This window comes from Escherichia sp. MR (assembly GCF_005280595.1).
In the GTDB taxonomy this organism is placed as follows: Bacteria; Pseudomonadota; Gammaproteobacteria; order Enterobacterales; family Enterobacteriaceae; genus Escherichia; species Escherichia ruysiae.
The window spans coordinates 1-15,380 of the sequence record NZ_SZVK01000012.1; the positions used below are offsets into that span (position 1 = coordinate 1).

Genomic DNA, 15,380 nt, shown 5'->3' on the forward strand with positions numbered 1-15,380 from the left:
AATCGGTGGAGCTGCATGACAAAGTCATCGGGCATTATCTGAACATAAAACACTATCAATAAGTTAGAGTCATTACCCAAGTACTCAGCAAGCGTTTATCGATGTTAAAGACGTTATTCCCTGTACCATCAAAAAACATCCCGATAGTAATCGTAATACCTGGTACAGGTTTACGCTTACAGATAACTGTTTTCTCTGACACATTCACATCAGTAAAGTGCTCGCACTCACTGGCTTCCCAAGCATGGAAATCACTCATGCTTATTTGCTTCCTGCCGCAGAATTACCGGTTCCAAGGATCTCAATGTTTAATTTGCTGGGCATTGAGGTATAAATTGGCAACGTTTTACCATTGTCATCTGAAATACCATGAAACACCTGCCCGTCAGCTGTCGTCACTTTATACTCAGTCTGTGAGATAATATTCCCGTTTTCATCAGTCAGAGAATAAATACCACCGTATCCTTTCGGAAATTCAGGGGCTGGCGTATTCAGCGAAGCGGCTCCCATTTTCTGAGCATTAACACATTTCCACAGAATATTACCTTCACAGCCCAGAATAATATTTTTACCCTGCAACTGAATGAACGACCCGTCCAGATTTTTCAGCACGACACCTTTCGCGGCGGTGATTTCAACCCCTCCCTCTGTACTGGTCACGGTCACATCTTTTTTCGCTGCCGCTTCCAGCGCATCATCCTGCGCCTGGATTTCAACCTTTCCCTTCGCGGCGAACAGTTTCATCCCCGTCTTACAGGCCAGCATACTGATGGCTTCACCCGCTGCCACCGTAAAACGTTTCAGTGCACTGATATCGGTATTCTGTCGGGACATTATCCCCACGCTGGCACTGCCCGAGGAAACGCGCACACTTTCCGGACTGCTGATGCTGATGCCTTGCGGTGCATTCAGGACCATCCCCGGCTGTGCCAGGTCCGTCAGGGCATCCGTCAGCATTTTCTGACTCCGGATATCCGCCGGATACGCCTGCGCTGTTTCTGCCGCATCTGACAGACTCCGGGCAATACTCAGGGCATTTTCCAGCTGGGCAATTGCCTCCTGCATTGACAGCATCCTGTCGCCGGCAAATGCCTGTTTATCGGCGGTGATAAATACCCCTGCCCCACCACGAATGGATATATGCCTGTCCGTGCGCAGCTCTGCCCCTTCCCCGCGCAGTTCACGGGAGGCATCCACGTTATGCCCCAGATTCAGCTGCGTCTTTCCCCCGTACTCCGTACTGAGCTTGATATGCTCCTCACCGCACCTGTCCTCCATCCGCAGTTTGTTCAGGCCGGCTGTGCGGATTACATTGCGCGTGTTGTTGGCTTCGGTGACGGGGTCTGCGTGGCGCGAGTCGTGCAGCGCATGGGCGATATACGGCCGGTCCGGGTCGCCTTCATGGAACGCGATGGCAACCTCCGTCCCCTGTATCAGCGGGAAGTGAAAACCGTATTTATCCCCGCCGTACGGTCTGGCAAAGCGCACCGGCATACTTTCCATGCCCTGACCTTTGTCGTCACGGTCGGCATCGAACTTCACCCGGTACATCCCCGACGCATCCTGCCACGCGTGGATATCGTTGTCCCTGGCGCTGGTCACCCGCGCCGTCATTGTCCCGCTCACCACCGGCCGTTTTTTAGCCGCCGGGCGCCAGCAGCGGTTTTCGTAATACGGCATCCCTTCCCACGTCACGGTCAGGGCATCCTTACGGCTCGCACTGTAAACCGTGCGGATAATCACAATACCGTTGTCCGTTTCTGACGGCAGGGTCGGCGGAACAGCCCGTTCACTGATGGTCAGCACCTGAGCCGGGGAAAGCCGGGCATCATTACTGCTGCCGCTGACCATTGTCTGCCCGGACAGAAAGCGTTCATGCTCAAGCCGCGCCCAGAAATTGCCGGTTTCCGCCGCCGGGGTGATTTTGTCGCCCCGTTCAAGATGACGCGGCAGGTAATGGTACACATCACCGTAGGTGTTCCCTTCCCCGTCGCCACGGGTCATGTCCGCCGGCACCGACGTCAGGATGTTCTGCGCTTCACGGTGATTGTAATCATCCGCCGTCACTGAACGCGCCACCACATGATGCCGGACGTTAATCCCCCACACCGAATCCGCGCCATTGTCACTCATCCCCGACGGACTGCTGAGCGCCAGCGTTTTACCGAAGGTCCAGGCGCTCTGCCTGTCGGCAAAGTGCACCACTTCCGTCAGGGTGTCCGGCTGCAGGGTGAAAAAATAAAATATCCCCACTTCAGCCAGCAGGCGCTCAATAAACGCCAGGTCACTTTCCCGGTACTGGTTTATCTGCTCACGCTTCGGATAACCGGCTTTAAGAGTGAACTCATACTCCCAGCCTCTGAGACCATGCTCCTGCAGGACTTCGGTGACCACTTCCGGTACAGATTTATTGACGAAAAAACGGTGGGTGCGGTACTGCCTGCCCAGCAGGGACAGAAACGGCTCAATAATTATCCGGTACGTCGCCTGGTCACGTGAACCGCTGACACGACTGAAATCTGTCACCACCCCGTGCACCACTTTCTGCCCGCTCAGCCCCGTCAGTGGCCCTGTTCCCATGGTCAGCGTCGCCGGTTTACTCAGTAACTGCGATGCACTGATGTTCAGGTCACTGCTGGTAAACAGAACGGTGTACTGATACAGCCCGCTCATGCACTCCTCACCCCTGAAGGCCTCCACATCCGGCGATGCGGTACAGGACGGAATATCCAGACGGTAGCGGTTCAGCCCGCCTTCAGTTAATGCAGACAGGGCGTTATTCAGCGTATCTGTCAGACTCATAATATTGACTCCATGGGATAACCCGTTGTCCATGACGCTGTTACCGACGGGCAGGTTGCGGGATTAAATAAGGGATTCAGCCGGTAAGAAAAAGAGTGATTATGGCTCCAGCCCAACGGCACTAATAATGACCTTTAATAACAACAGTCTCATTTCAAAATACCCAAATTTTTGCAGTACAAAATTATCAGCAATAATCCGTGCCTGCTGTTCCATCGGATAATCACTTAACTCCTTTAGCCAGGTTTAAACTCCAGTCCAATCCCTTCATCATCATTCCAGCCCAGCGTCAGCGAAATCGGCTTTTGTTTCGCCGCCATATGAACCAGCAATTGCTGACTCAGTACCGGCAAAATTTGCTGGTTGAGCAGGTTGTCGATATTGCGCGCTCCGGTGTCCGGTAGCAGGCAGGCACTGGTCAAAGCGTCATACAGACTCTCGTCAACATATGTGGTCAGGCCATAGTGGCGATGCAAGCGCGTGCTGACCTGTAAGAGTTTCATTGCCACGATGGCACGCATCGCCGCTTCCGTTAGCGGGCGATAAATCACCGTCTGGAAGCGGGCAAGCAGCGCAGGCTGGAAGTGTTCGCGCAGGATCGGGCGCAGCAGTTCGTGCAGGTCGCCTTCACTGGCATCTGGCTGTTCATCAAGCAACTGCATTACATAGTCGCTGCCAAGGTTTGAGGTCATCAGAATGACCGTATTGCGAAAATCGATTTCACGGCCTTCGCCATCGCGCATAAAGCCCCGATCAAAAACCTGATAGAACAGATTCATCACGTCACGATGCGCTTTTTCGACTTCATCGAGCAGCACCACGCTGTACGGGCGCTTGCGCACCGCTTCGGTGAGGATGCCCCCCTGCCCGTAGCCGACGTAGCCCGGAGGAGAGCCTTTCAGTTGGGAGACGGTGTGCGGCTCCTGATACTCGGACAGGTTGATGGTAATCAGTGATTTTTCACCGCCGTACATGACGTCAGCCAGCGCCAGCGCCGTTTCGGTTTTCCCTACACCACTTGGGCCAACCAGCAGGAACACACCCTGTGGGCCATTCTCAGATGTGAGGCCTGTTTTCGCGGCACGCAGGCGCCGGGAGATGGCTTCAAGCGCCACATTCTGCCCGACTACGCGTTTGCCGATTTCGTTTTCCAGCGTCAGCAGTTCGATCTGCTCGTCTTTCATCAGCGACGACAGCGGGACGCCCGTCCAGTCAGCAATCACGGTAGCAACGGTACGCACATCCACATCGACTGAAAGTAACGGGTTGTTGTGCTGCATACCGTTCAACTCCTGTTGCAGTGAGTACGTTTTACTCTGACGGGAAATGTCCTGGCGGCTTTCCAGCAGTTGTTCGGTAAGTTTCAGCTCCTGACCGTACCGGGTTTCCAGTTCGTTGAGTTCAACGCTGAAGGTGTTCTTTTCCTGTTCTATTGCCGTCAGGCGTTCACCGTAGTTTTGACTACCGACAGCCATGTCTTCCTGTAGTGCCTGCCTCTCCATTTCAAGAGCGGTGATCCGGGAACGGATACGGGTCAGTTGTTCAGGCACGGTGTCGAGACTCATGCGCACACGGGCGCTTGCGGTGTCGAGCAGGTCAACGGCTTTGTCCGGTAGCTGGCGGCCTGTGAGATAACGTCGGGAAAGCGTAACGGCAGCGCGAACCGCATCGTCGGTGATATGCACATTATGGTGTCCGGCGTAGCGAGATTTCAGGCCACGCAGCATCAGGCAGGCGGTGTCATCGTCGGGCTCGTCCACTTTCACCATCTGAAAGCGGCGCTCAAGTGCGGCATCGCGTTCGAAAAATTGTTTGTATTCAGACCAGGTTGTAGCGGCGATGGTTCGTAATTCACCACGCGCCAGTGCCGGTTTCAACAGGTTGGCGGCATCCGCACCACCAGCCTGGTTACCCGCGCCAATGATAGTGTGCGCTTCATCGATAAACAGCAAAACTGGTACTGGTGACTGCTGCACTGCATCAATCACGTTTTTCAGACGCTGTTCAAATTCCCCCTTCACACCCGCTCCTGCCTGCAGCAGACCGAGATCAAGAGTGCGTAGCACGACAGATTTGAGCGACTCCGGCACATTGCCTTCAGCGATTCTGAGCGCCAGCCCTTCTACCAGTGCCGTTTTACCGACACCCGGCTCACCGACCAGAATCGGGTTATTTTTTCGGCGGCGAGAAAGAATATCCACCATCTGGCGGATTTCAGTATCACGCCCAAATACTGGATCGATTTTGCCTTCGCGGGCTTTGGCAGTGACGTCGAGGGTAAACTTATCCAGCACGTTTTGCAGTGCCGGGCTGAGTTCTCCCTCTTTTATCTCCGCGACAACGGGACTTCCAACAAACGCCAGCTCCGCTTCCTGTTGCACTTCAGGACGCTCGTCTGACTGAGCATCCAGTAACGGACGCAGGCGTTCCAACTGACTCAGACCCAGGGTCAATAATGGCCACAGACCATCGCAACGCACCAGGTTCTGCTTATCAACCAGTGCCATCATCAGGTGATGACTTCGGATCTGTGCCTCACCCGCCAGTGAGGCAATCAGCCAGGCTTCTTGCATCAGCGTCTGGATGTTTTCTGAAAGCTGTGGACGACGGCGCACTGAGCGCGGTTGTTTGTCGAGCCAGCCAAGCAAATCCTGCCAGAGGCTGTCCATGTCCCACTCGTAGCGACGAGCCAGCACAGTGAGATCGCCCTCGCCCTGCTCCAGCAATTTCAGCAGCCAGTGCTCCGGCAGAATTTCCGTATGCGCACGGGTCTGGCAGAGCGAAGCCGCCCCTTCCATCGCACGGGCACAGTAAGGGTTCAAACGTCGCAGCAGGATGGCTGGATTTTCCATGAATTTCTCTCTTTGTCGGTTCCTGGACACGCTACCGCCCCTCGCTGTTTCCCAGGAAGGAGACCAAAGCGCATACGATCAGGCTGGCAGATTGTGGGTTCTTTGCTGAAAGCCCGTTGACTTCAGACGTTCAGCAAAAACGAAAAAGCGGACAGAGAAGCTCTGCCCGCTCGTGACTTACGCGGTCGCGCGTTCGTTCCATGAATCGGAATGAATGATGTTGCCGTCTTTGTAGGTCCAGGTGATTTTTTCGTAGCGCAGTTCGATCTGCTCAAGGTGGTTGTGCTTCTCGAAAGAAGGATCTTTGATGTCGTGCATTACAGGGTTCACCTTCACCACTTTCACGTTCTCAAGTTTGGTGTTGAAGTACTCGACCTCCTGACCCGCATCGTTAATTTTGTACCACTTGAATTCTGCAGACTTGAGGGTCTGTCCGGTGGTCACCGCCTTGTACAGATATGGGCTGGAGGAATCGATTTCCTTGGTAAACAGGAACGGAGTGTGGATTCGGGTGCCGGTCAGCTTGCCTGTGTTGTTATCGGTCGGGATGTACAGGTTGTGTTCCTGAGCCACCACTTCGATGCTGCCTTCACGATCCTGAACGTCCACAGACCCTTTGATGTCCGCGCCGCCATCGTCCTTCAGCCAAAGATAAACAGGAATTGCCATGGAATTACTCTCTATTATGTTGTGATGCGCCATCATCCTGCGATGACGCCAGGGTGTGACCTGGTATCTGACAGGCATTAGCCTGTGATACCAGACTGATTTCGACACGGCGGTTTAGCGCACGGCCTTCCGGGGTGTCATTGGTTGCGAGCGGGCGACTTGCACCATAGCCCTGCACCGCAAAACAGCTTTCCGGCACGTCACCGGTGTCATGCATCCAGTCGCGCACCGCTTCGGCACGTTTCTGAGAAAGCGTCTGATTTCGTTGTGCGTTGCCGGTGTTATCTGTGTGACCGGCGACCACAATCAGCCAGCCAGGCCTTGCCTTGACGCCCACCAGCGAATTAACCAGCATTTTGGTGGACCCGGCTTTCAGCGCCGATTTGCCGGAATCGAACAGCGACATGCTGTCAAGGCGGATAGTCTTCGGCTCCTGTACGATTTTTTTGATAACCGTCTGCGGTGACGGTGATAGTGATGGTGGTAGCGGCAAGTCATTCACGGCGGCTTCAACAGCAGGTATCAGACGCCCCCCCTGATACAACCCGAAGCGATAACGCAGAGGTTCACCGCGCCGCTGCCAGTCTTCCAGCAGTGCGCCATCAGCGCGCAGACGCTGCTGTGCCTGGAGTTTAGGCGTGAGAGGGGCGTCGGAGAGACGGTGGTATAAGGCAAGATGGTCGCCGACATTGCGGATCAGACGCTGATTGTTAACCCAGGACGCCAGCATCGCCAGTGCAAGAAAAATGCCCCCCAGCAGCCCGGCATAGCGCCAGAACACCATCCGACGACTGACGCCACGACGACGCGGCAGCGCCGACAGCAGTAGTTCAGGCAACGGCAAAAGCTCACCGCTCTCCAACGTATCAGGCGGCAGCGCAGTAACAGAGGCAATGTGTTGTTGCCAGAGATTGCCGGCGAGACCGCTCACGGGAGCCATGCACAGCCCTTGTATACAGGGCTTCAGAGCTGGCAGTTCTCCCTGACGCTCCGACAGCAGACTGTTAACTGCGGTATTCAGCCAGGCAAGTCCACTGTCCAGCCATAGCACCTGGCTCAGGCGGGACAGCCACTCACCCGAAGTTGTTTCTTGAGCCCAGTCGGTCAGTGACAAATTCCCCTGACCAGGTTGATATACCTGGAGTCCTGCCCGTTGGCTGACAGTAGTAAACCAGACCGGCTCAGCTTCAACACAAGCGACTGGCGGTGACAGCCAGATAACGATCCACTGCGGCGGGAGTTGACCAAGTGAGATATGGCATTGCGCAGCAGCACGCTGCCAACCACGCAGACTCTGGGTTAACTCCGCATCCGAGGTGTGGCGTTCGGGTAAGATAGCCAACAATATCGAGATCTGTGACACCAGAGCCGAACGAATCTGACTCAGGTGTTGAGCCAACAATGGCAACTGCTCTGCATCTTTTACCCACAGATACCAGCCCTGACGGGTTTCACGATGCCGTGTCCCCGCAGCAAATAATGCGCTGTTATCGCCACACACCAGAATGACTGCACCCTGAAAATCTTCCGGTGGCAGAGACTCAACCACAATATCTCTGAGCGCCGGTGCCCGTATCAGTAATGTCCGATACTGACGCCAGAGCATTCCCCCACAGACCAAAATAATCAGCAGGCTGAATGCCGCACGGCTCCCGACCGACGGTGACCAGAATCCCAGGATAAGCCACAGTGCCAGTACGCCCGCCAGGACGGTTAACAGACTCCGGTAAACATCACGCATCCTTTACCCCGGCCTGACCGTCTGACTCACCAGTTCGGTGAGGGAGGAAGAGAAGAAGTACCACAGCGCAGCCAGTACTGCCGCCCCGATAATCCAGGAAAGCCAGTACAGTCGGCGACCGCTGCGCAGACTGGATACCCTGGCGACAATCGGCGCATCCTGAGCAAGCGTAAAAGCGGGCACTCGTTCCCCCAGCGCACGCACCACGTCTTCACGACGTTCGTCATTCTGCGCCCGGTACTGTCCGACAAATCCCAGTTGTAAAGTACGGTACATACAGGTCAGCACGGCCATGTCCGGTGCGGACTCTTTCAACAGGTTGCGGATACGCTCCCATAACACCTCACCTGCGTTCAAAGTACCGAAGAAATGCGCCTGCAACGGATCACGGCGCCAGGCCAGATAACCATCGTCAGAAGTGCCCCGATTGAGAACGCTTTCATCCAGCAAGGCGCACAGCGCGTATACCATGTGCTCCTGGCTGCTATCACTGTAGCCCGCATCCGAAAGCGATTTGCGCGCTTCCTGAACCAGACGACAGGCCCGGCGATAAAGCCCTTTTCCCCGTTCCGAACTTCTTGCCCGCCGCGTAGCTGGCTGGCCATCAACCAGCCTGGATAGAAAATCTGTTCAATCTGGCTGAGACTGGAATTATTCATGCGCGTAACACCGCAAACAGTTCAAGTTTCACCTCCCCCAGCGAGCACGGGGTGTAAAAGGTACAGCTACCCGCCTCCAGCATCGCCCGCGCCGCATCGGTACTCAGATCCAGAGAGAAGAACTGGTTTTCAAGGCGCAGAGGGATCGCCGCAGGCACATGGCTGAGTGGTTTTATAACCATGCCACTCAGCGCCACGTTCACGACATCTGAAACGTCATCGAGACTGCCCGCCTTACAAAGCTGCGGGAATTTCACTTGCAGTTCGTGATTCGGCATGGAGGAGCGAACGGAAAGATAGTAATCAGCCCCTTCACGCAAGCGGGCATCATGCAGCGATCCCTTCCAGAACTGATCGGCATGATCCAGTTGAATACTGATAACCCGGGAGGGCAGACTGGCTTCCAGCAATTTATCGAGCAGAGCCAGCAACGGCGGGAACACTCGTTCAGGCGTATCATGCTGATAAACAGGAATATCACTGGCATCGTGCTCCAGTGAAAACGTCAGCAGGCTGCCTGCCAGGCGGGTCAATTCACGGTAGAGCAACTCCGGGTGACGTCCCGGAGTCTGCATCAGTTCGGTCAGCACGGGCTCGGCGCTATTCAGGGCATTGAGTAGCCAGAACAGAGAAACATCAGCCACCGCAAAATCGGCCAGACGCTCGTTGCTTTCGCGACGCATCGCCATCAGACGCTTACGTCGTGCCTGCAGACGAACCAACAGATCGCTCAGTTCAGCCACAAGCAAAGGGCTTGCCGCAATCGAGAGCATCGGCGGGATAAAAGACGGATCACGATTCCACTGTCCCTGCGCATTACGTGCCAGACGAGCCACCGGACAAGTCAGGTAAGCGATATTTTCCTGCGTAGATAAACGAAGCGTGACGGCATTACGCAAAATGGCCAGTTCACCACTTTCATGCCCGGCAAGCTCCTGAACCACTAGGCGTTCAGATTTCCAGCGACGCGGGCGCTCACTGTCCTGACCATTATCCAGATTGCCACCACTGGCACTCAGCAAAGGCAGCGCCACAACGACTTCAACAACCTCAGAACCGTTTGCGACGGATAAATCACAGACCGGTGGAAGATTATCCGCCAGGTCAGTATCAACCATCGTGCCGTCCTGAAAACGTACCACCAGACGGGTAGCATTCAGGCGTGACAATACAAGGGCTGCGGTATCGAATTCAGCATTCACCACGCCCCAGGGATGGGAAATTCCCATTCCTGCAACAGTGTCGGCAATATGTTCGTCCCAGCGAGCCTGCTGCTGGAACTGTTGTGGGGCCAGCGCGGCCCCATCCTCCCAAAGTGGGCGAAAAATTTTCATCCCTGATTTCCCCTCGCCTTACGACTTGGCTTTCGGCATCTGGGAAACCAGTGAGAGATTGATGTCCATCCCTTCCACCTGAAAGTGCGGTACGGCGTAGAGTTTCACGCGGAAGAAGCCCGGATTATCATCAATGTCCTCCACCACAACTTTCGCATCACGCAGCGGGTGAGATGCCTGCAACTCATCACCCGGGTCGGTCATTTCAGTCACAAGACCACGAACCCAGGTGTTAAGCTCCAGTTCCAGCAACCGGCGATCCTTGGTGGTGCCAATGTTTTCACGTTGAATCAGCTTCAGGTAATGAGCGATGCGCGACAGCAGGAAGATGTAAGGCAGACGCGCATTGATGCGGCTGTTGGCAGTAGCATCCGCAGTATCGTAGAGAGCGGGTTTTTGCGTGGAGTTCGCCGAGAAGAAACACGCATAATCGCGATTTTTGTAGTACGACAGGGGAATGAAACCAAGATTCGCGAACTCGAACTCGCGGGTTTCCGGGATCATCACCTCTGAGGGGATTTTTACCTGGTTTCCGGTGCCAAGATCATACAGGTGAATTGGCAGATCCTGCACCGCACCACCCGCCTGTGGACCACGGATTTGTACACACCAACCGTTATTGATGAAGCTTTTCACCATGTTGGCCGCAAAAGCAAAGGTGGCATTGGTCCACAGGTATTTATCGTGATCCGGGCCTTTCACCTCTTCAACATAATTAAAACTACGCACCGGTACAGTGTCCGGGCCATACGGCAGGCGACCCAGCACGCGTGGCATAACCAGCCCCAGATAACGGGAATCGTCCGTATCCCTGAAACTTTTCCATTTAATGTACTCGGCGCGGTCAAAGTAGTTACCGATATCTTTGATGGCCGCAACGTCTTCCATTGACTCTTTCAGGAAAAATTTCGGACCTGCAGAACCGATAAATGGCATATGAGCCGCTGCGGACACTTTTGATAAATTACGCATCAGCGCCACATCCTGCGCAGATGCATCAAACTCATAAGCGGAAATCAGCGCGGCAATTGGCTCGCCACCCGGCGTGTCATACTCATCAATGTAGGTATGTTTGTACAAACCACTCTGGATAATTTCCGGGCTATCTTCAAAGTCCTGACGCAGGTCTTCTTTAGATATATCCAGCAGTTCAATTTTCACGTTCTGGCGGAAATCTGTTTTATCGACCAGCGATTTCACGCCGCGCCACAGACTTTCTACCGCCTGAAAGTCCTCATGATGCATAACGGCATCAAGCTGACGGCTGATCTGGTAATCCAGTTCAGCGATATGGTGGTCAATCAGATTTTTGTCGAGCTTTTCGACTTTCGATCCCGATTTTGTCAGACACTCCAGGAACACCTGCATCCCGGCCGTTAAACGTTCATCCGCAGTGGCATCCGACATCGCCTGTGCGTCCTGCCAGATATCCAGAGAACTCAGCTCAGAGACCGGGTTGAGATTAATTTTTTCAAACAGGGAAGCATAAACTCCAGCGGCAGCAGGATGTTCAAGCACCACACTCTCGCCACCAGCGGCATTCTCATTTTTTACAGACATCAACATTTTCCTTATTAATCCGTTAAATCGTCATGACCGTTACGGCTGTTTAGGTGCCAGAGCGGAAAGTTCTGCTCTGAGTTCTGCACTTAATGCCGGGTCCAGCAAAATGTTTTCCAGTTCTTTACGGAAAGTCTGGTTATCCAGAAGGTTCGCTTTTAAATCACGAAGTAAATTACGCATGGAAAGCATGGCTTTTAGCTGTGGTATTTGTCGGGAGACCTGTTCCGGGGAGAAATCCTTTATGCTCTGGAATGTTAACCTGATGCTGTCTTCACTACCGTCATCAGCAAGTGTGTTATTAACGATAAGATTTACTTTTGGGGAATATTCAGAAAGGACTGCATCAAAATTATTTTTGTTAAGATTAACTTTTTTACGTTCAGATAATGGCGCGGATTCCTGACCATTACTAAAATCACCCGCAACCAGTAACTTCAGGGGTAATTCTGTTTTCTTACTTGCTCCCCCGGTGTGCAGATCTAATTTCAGATTAATACGGGCCTTCGGTATCTCCCGCTGGAAGCTGTCACTCATAGTTCCCTCTCGTAATTCAATTAAAGTCAAATTAATCACAATACTTCATTAACTCGATGCTAAGGCAATATGGAAATAAAAAAAGCAATGTAGATCAACATATTGAGAATAAAAAATAATGGGAAAATTGCCTGACAATAAAAATAATCGCAGCCATATCAATTGATTAAAAACGTCTTTATAAATATTCCTAATTATATTTTTATTATGTTATTTTGTTTTTTATTTACCACAACATCTCTTAATAGACAGGCTATACATAGTGCAAAATACTGACTTACCCGCGCCTATGCCACAGATACTGTTATCTGATAGTTATGCCCATGTTGCCTAAGTAATTCATAAGTATTCGCCGTGTAATGACATTAAATTCTTGTCCGGCAATCAGGTCATCCCCGTATCCACAGGTCTCAATATCGGCGAGGAGATTTTATTTTAGGCAAGCGGAAATTTGCATTACAGCATATTCAGGCCTACACCCGAACGACCTGATTAACCATAAAAAATTGATTCAGCGCAGCATGTTAATTATTCCTGGATCTTACATTGTCATTGCACAGTAAATGTAGAAACTTATGCGTAACGGAGTATTTATGAGTTTTAAACGTTTGGTTATAATTACCGCAATATCCTGTATGTATACCGGATTTGCATTTGCAGCGAACGTCACATTGAACCCTGCCCAGGTAGAACACCTGAATAACGTCATTAATCACGAGGTAAAAGGGAAAGATGACCGTAATTTTGTCTATACCAACTGGACAGAAGCTCAACGTGTGGCCGAATTTATTTGCCGACCACTCGCACTGAAAGAACTACAGAAGCGGTATACCGACGTAGATAAGGTTATTTTCGATCAGGGAAAACATAATATGCAGCGTCTGATCTCACCTGCACTGCTGACAGGTAATGGTCAGTACCGTAGGGGGATTAACTGGACGACCTTTCACTTCGCCTGTGAACTGTCAGTGAAAACCGGAGAGGCGATGGCTTTCAGGTTGTTGAGAAATAAAACCCTGACCATGGCTCCGGGGCCCGTTATTCGCTCCGGGGAGATCGGCCAGTGAAAAATATTCTTACCGCGTTTCTCATCATCACTCTCCCTGCTTTCTCCGCCACGGCAGCCAGTTTTGACTGCCGCCAGTCCCGCAGTGCGGATGAAAAAGCAATTTGCTCATCACATAGCCTCAACGATTTGGATGTGGAGATGAGTGTTAAGTATCAATTTCTTCATGGGCTTTACGCGATGGGAGCCGCCGGGGAACTGCATGACTCACAGGTACTATGGCTGGCTGAACGTCGCCAGTGTGGTGGCGATACAACCTGCCTGACGAAAGCATACAAGCAGCGCCTGAAAACGTTGAACCATCTTTATGACGCGATTAATAAACCACTCTGAGTCTGGAGTGAACTGGTGGTTGTCGGAGACGCCTTCATACAAGGCACCTCCTTACCGGCGCGTGTAACGCAAAAAGAGCCTGATGATTGTTCTTCCATCGGCTCTTTCTCTGAAGTTAAGGAAGGCTCCGGACGGACGTACTCGCTGGCATATGTGGCTCCAGCTCAACCAATAATAATCACTATCGTTATTTTTTATTTAATAATAATCTCCTGAAAAATAGATATGGCCAAAATTCAATCCTGCCTGGTTTAATTCCGCATCAACCACCAGAAATAATCAATATCTCAACTATCATATCGTTTAATATTCACCGCCAAAATTTTATTATTTTCTTCTGCTTTACAGGGAAATTGTCAATCTGTTTATTATGCATGACTTAAATAGTTAATCGAAAAACATCATCACCATTACTGACGTGTTTTATTTATTGATAACAGTGTCATACGTTCTTTTTTTTACAATAAAACAATCAATTGCTAAATTGTTTTTTAACTCAATAGTTAAGCGCGAAACGTTTTAATAAATGATAAAAATCCTAAATTCCTTGTTCATAATGTAGGGGTGTGTTAAATAGGTGGGCAAAATTTGGTTCCCCCTTCTCGCCTGTAATATTGCAGCATCTTCGCACTCCTATGAGACATTGCGACTTAATAAGAAGGTGATAAGCCCTGCATAAGCGCATGGGCTGACCATGATTTTATATTCATAAAAATATTTCGTTATAACCCATTGATTTAATATCAATAATTTATTGTGGGTTCGGGTTTGTTGTGACTGTGGCATTATTTCCGTGCAAAGGAGCTGATATGTCTGAAAGACATTTACCTGATGACCAGAGCAGTACTATCGATCCATATTTAATTACCTCTGTTCGCCAGACCCTGGCAGAACAAGGCGCAGCATTACAAAACTTGTCTAAACAACTGGATTCCGGGCAGTACCAGCGTGTCCTTAATTTGATAATGAACTGTAAAGGGCACGTTATTCTTTCGGGAATGGGTAAATCGGGGCATGTCGGTCGTAAAATGTCAGCGACGCTGGCCTCTACCGGTACACCGAGTTTCTTTATTCATCCGGCAGAAGCATTCCATGGCGATCTGGGTATGATTACGCCCTACGATCTCCTGATCCTTATTTCCGCCAGCGGCGAAACGGATGAAATCCTCAAGCTGGTTCCTTCACTGAAAAATTTCGGCAACCGAATTATCGCCATTACTAATAATGGAAATTCCACGCTGGCGAAAAATGCTGATGCCGTGCTGGAACTCCATATGGCGAATGAAACCTGCCCGAATAATCTTGCACCAACAACGTCCACCACGCTGACCATGGCGATCGGCGATGCGCTGGCTATTGCCATGATCCATCAGCGCAAATTTATGCCAAATGATTTTGCACGTTATCACCCGGGTGGCTCATTAGGCCGTCGCCTGCTGACCCGCGTTGCGGATGTCATGCAGCATAATGTTCCTGCGGTGCAACTGGATGCGTCATTTAAAACCGTGATTCAACGTATCACCAGCGGATGCCAGGGAATGGTGATGGTAGAAGACGCAGAAGGCGGACTGGCGGGCATTATCACCGACGGTGACCTGCGTCGCTTTATGGAAAAAGAGGATTCTCTGACGTCCGCCACGGCGGCGCAGATGATGACGCGTGAACCGCTGACGCTACCGGAAGACACCATGATCATTGAAGCGGAAGAAAAAATGCAAAAGCACCGCGTCTCAACGTTATTGGTGACCAACAAGGCAAATAAAGTCACTGGCCTTGTGCGCATTTTCGACTAATTAAGCAACGGGGTGCGAGAGTTTAGTCTCTCAT

At 51.7% G+C, this 15,380-nt stretch carries 12 protein-coding genes and 1 pseudogene; 4 read left to right on the top strand and 9 right to left on the bottom strand.

Going from position 1 to position 15,380, the window contains the following annotated elements; translation table 11 throughout:
• The first annotated feature begins 5 nt into the window (after positions 1 to 5).
• Positions 6 to 62, top strand: coding sequence for an IS1 family transposase (locus FC814_RS23455; protein ID WP_003032489.1), 57 nt, complete (start codon positions 6 to 8; stop codon positions 60 to 62).
• On the opposite strand, the gene FC814_RS07425 is transcribed toward FC814_RS23455, so the two are convergent.
• From FC814_RS07425 to tssB, 9 genes and pseudogenes are all read right to left on the bottom strand, one after another.
• Positions 56 to 259, bottom strand: coding sequence for a hypothetical protein (locus tag FC814_RS07425; RefSeq protein ID WP_301546358.1), 204 nt, complete (start codon positions 257 to 259; stop codon positions 56 to 58). The two genes, FC814_RS23455 and FC814_RS07425, sit on opposite strands and share 7 nt — an antisense overlap.
• 2 nt (positions 260 to 261) lie before the next feature.
• A complete protein-coding gene (locus FC814_RS07430; protein WP_137325744.1) occupies positions 262 to 2,802 on the bottom strand; it encodes a type VI secretion system Vgr family protein in 2,541 nt (846 codons plus the stop codon).
• Between the two features lie 236 nt (positions 2,803 to 3,038).
• Positions 3,039 to 5,654 (bottom strand): type VI secretion system ATPase TssH, encoded by a 2,616-nt coding sequence (gene tssH / locus FC814_RS07435; protein ID WP_137325745.1) that lies wholly within the window; start codon positions 5,652 to 5,654, stop codon positions 3,039 to 3,041.
• A gap of 177 nt (positions 5,655 to 5,831) precedes the next feature.
• Positions 5,832 to 6,323, bottom strand: coding sequence for a type VI secretion system effector Hcp (gene hcp, locus FC814_RS07440; protein WP_001007319.1), 492 nt, complete (start codon positions 6,321 to 6,323; stop codon positions 5,832 to 5,834).
• A 4-nt stretch (positions 6,324 to 6,327) separates the two neighbouring features.
• The gene (locus FC814_RS07445) at positions 6,328 to 8,064 is read right to left on the bottom strand and encodes an OmpA family protein (RefSeq protein ID WP_137325746.1); all 1,737 of its coding nucleotides are present in this window, start codon (positions 8,062 to 8,064) and stop codon (positions 6,328 to 6,330) included.
• 3 nt (positions 8,065 to 8,067) lie between these two features.
• Positions 8,068 to 8,723 (bottom strand): annotated as a pseudogene (gene tssL, locus FC814_RS07450) (type VI secretion system protein TssL, short form).
• The gene (gene tssK / locus FC814_RS07455) at positions 8,720 to 10,057 is read right to left on the bottom strand and encodes a type VI secretion system baseplate subunit TssK (protein WP_137325747.1); all 1,338 of its coding nucleotides are present in this window, start codon (positions 10,055 to 10,057) and stop codon (positions 8,720 to 8,722) included. Before tssK ends, tssL begins: the two are co-directional and overlap by 4 nt.
• Before the next feature lie 18 nt (positions 10,058 to 10,075).
• The gene (tssC, locus tag FC814_RS07460) at positions 10,076 to 11,623 is read right to left on the bottom strand and encodes a type VI secretion system contractile sheath large subunit (RefSeq protein ID WP_000930188.1); all 1,548 of its coding nucleotides are present in this window, start codon (positions 11,621 to 11,623) and stop codon (positions 10,076 to 10,078) included.
• Positions 11,624 to 11,656: 33 nt separating this feature from the next.
• On the bottom strand, positions 11,657 to 12,154 hold the full coding sequence (gene tssB / locus FC814_RS07465; protein ID WP_001283990.1) for a type VI secretion system contractile sheath small subunit: 498 nt from the start codon (positions 12,152 to 12,154) through the stop codon (positions 11,657 to 11,659).
• 593 nt (positions 12,155 to 12,747) lie between these two features.
• Between tssB and FC814_RS07470 the strand changes: the two genes are divergently transcribed.
• The 3 genes from FC814_RS07470 to FC814_RS07480 all read left to right on the top strand — a co-directional run bounded on the left by FC814_RS07470 (position 12,748) and on the right by FC814_RS07480 (position 15,346).
• Entirely contained in the window at positions 12,748 to 13,221 is a 474-nt protein-coding gene (locus tag FC814_RS07470; RefSeq protein ID WP_105289839.1) for a hypothetical protein, read from the top strand.
• A complete protein-coding gene (locus tag FC814_RS07475) occupies positions 13,218 to 13,553 on the top strand; it encodes a lysozyme inhibitor LprI family protein (RefSeq protein ID WP_000789901.1) in 336 nt (111 codons plus the stop codon). Before FC814_RS07470 ends, FC814_RS07475 begins: the two co-directional genes overlap by 4 nt.
• 809 nt (positions 13,554 to 14,362) lie before the next feature.
• The gene (locus tag FC814_RS07480; RefSeq protein WP_137325748.1) at positions 14,363 to 15,346 is read left to right on the top strand and encodes an SIS domain-containing protein; all 984 of its coding nucleotides are present in this window, start codon (positions 14,363 to 14,365) and stop codon (positions 15,344 to 15,346) included.
• Positions 15,347 to 15,380 lie beyond the last annotated feature (34 nt).

Bases quoted from the DNA above. Each gene is read 5' to 3' on its own strand.
- FC814_RS07425 (WP_301546358.1), bottom strand. From the start codon at position 259: ATGAGTGATTTCCATGCTTGGGAAGCCAGTGAGTGCGAGCACTTTACT.
- FC814_RS07430 (WP_137325744.1), bottom strand. From the start codon at position 2,802: ATGAGTCTGACAGATACGCTGAATAACGCCCTGTCTGCATTAACTGAA.
- tssH (WP_137325745.1), bottom strand. From the start codon at position 5,654: ATGGAAAATCCAGCCATCCTGCTGCGACGTTTGAACCCTTACTGTGCC.
- hcp (WP_001007319.1), bottom strand. From the start codon at position 6,323: ATGGCAATTCCTGTTTATCTTTGGCTGAAGGACGATGGCGGCGCGGAC.
- FC814_RS07445 (WP_137325746.1), bottom strand. From the start codon at position 8,064: ATGCGTGATGTTTACCGGAGTCTGTTAACCGTCCTGGCGGGCGTACTG.
- tssK (WP_137325747.1), bottom strand. From the start codon at position 10,057: ATGAAAATTTTTCGCCCACTTTGGGAGGATGGGGCCGCGCTGGCCCCA.
- tssC (WP_000930188.1), bottom strand. From the start codon at position 11,623: ATGTTGATGTCTGTAAAAAATGAGAATGCCGCTGGTGGCGAGAGTGTG.
- tssB (WP_001283990.1), bottom strand. From the start codon at position 12,154: ATGAGTGACAGCTTCCAGCGGGAGATACCGAAGGCCCGTATTAATCTG.
- FC814_RS07470 (WP_105289839.1), top strand. From the start codon at position 12,748: ATGAGTTTTAAACGTTTGGTTATAATTACCGCAATATCCTGTATGTAT.
- FC814_RS07480 (WP_137325748.1), top strand. From the start codon at position 14,363: ATGTCTGAAAGACATTTACCTGATGACCAGAGCAGTACTATCGATCCA.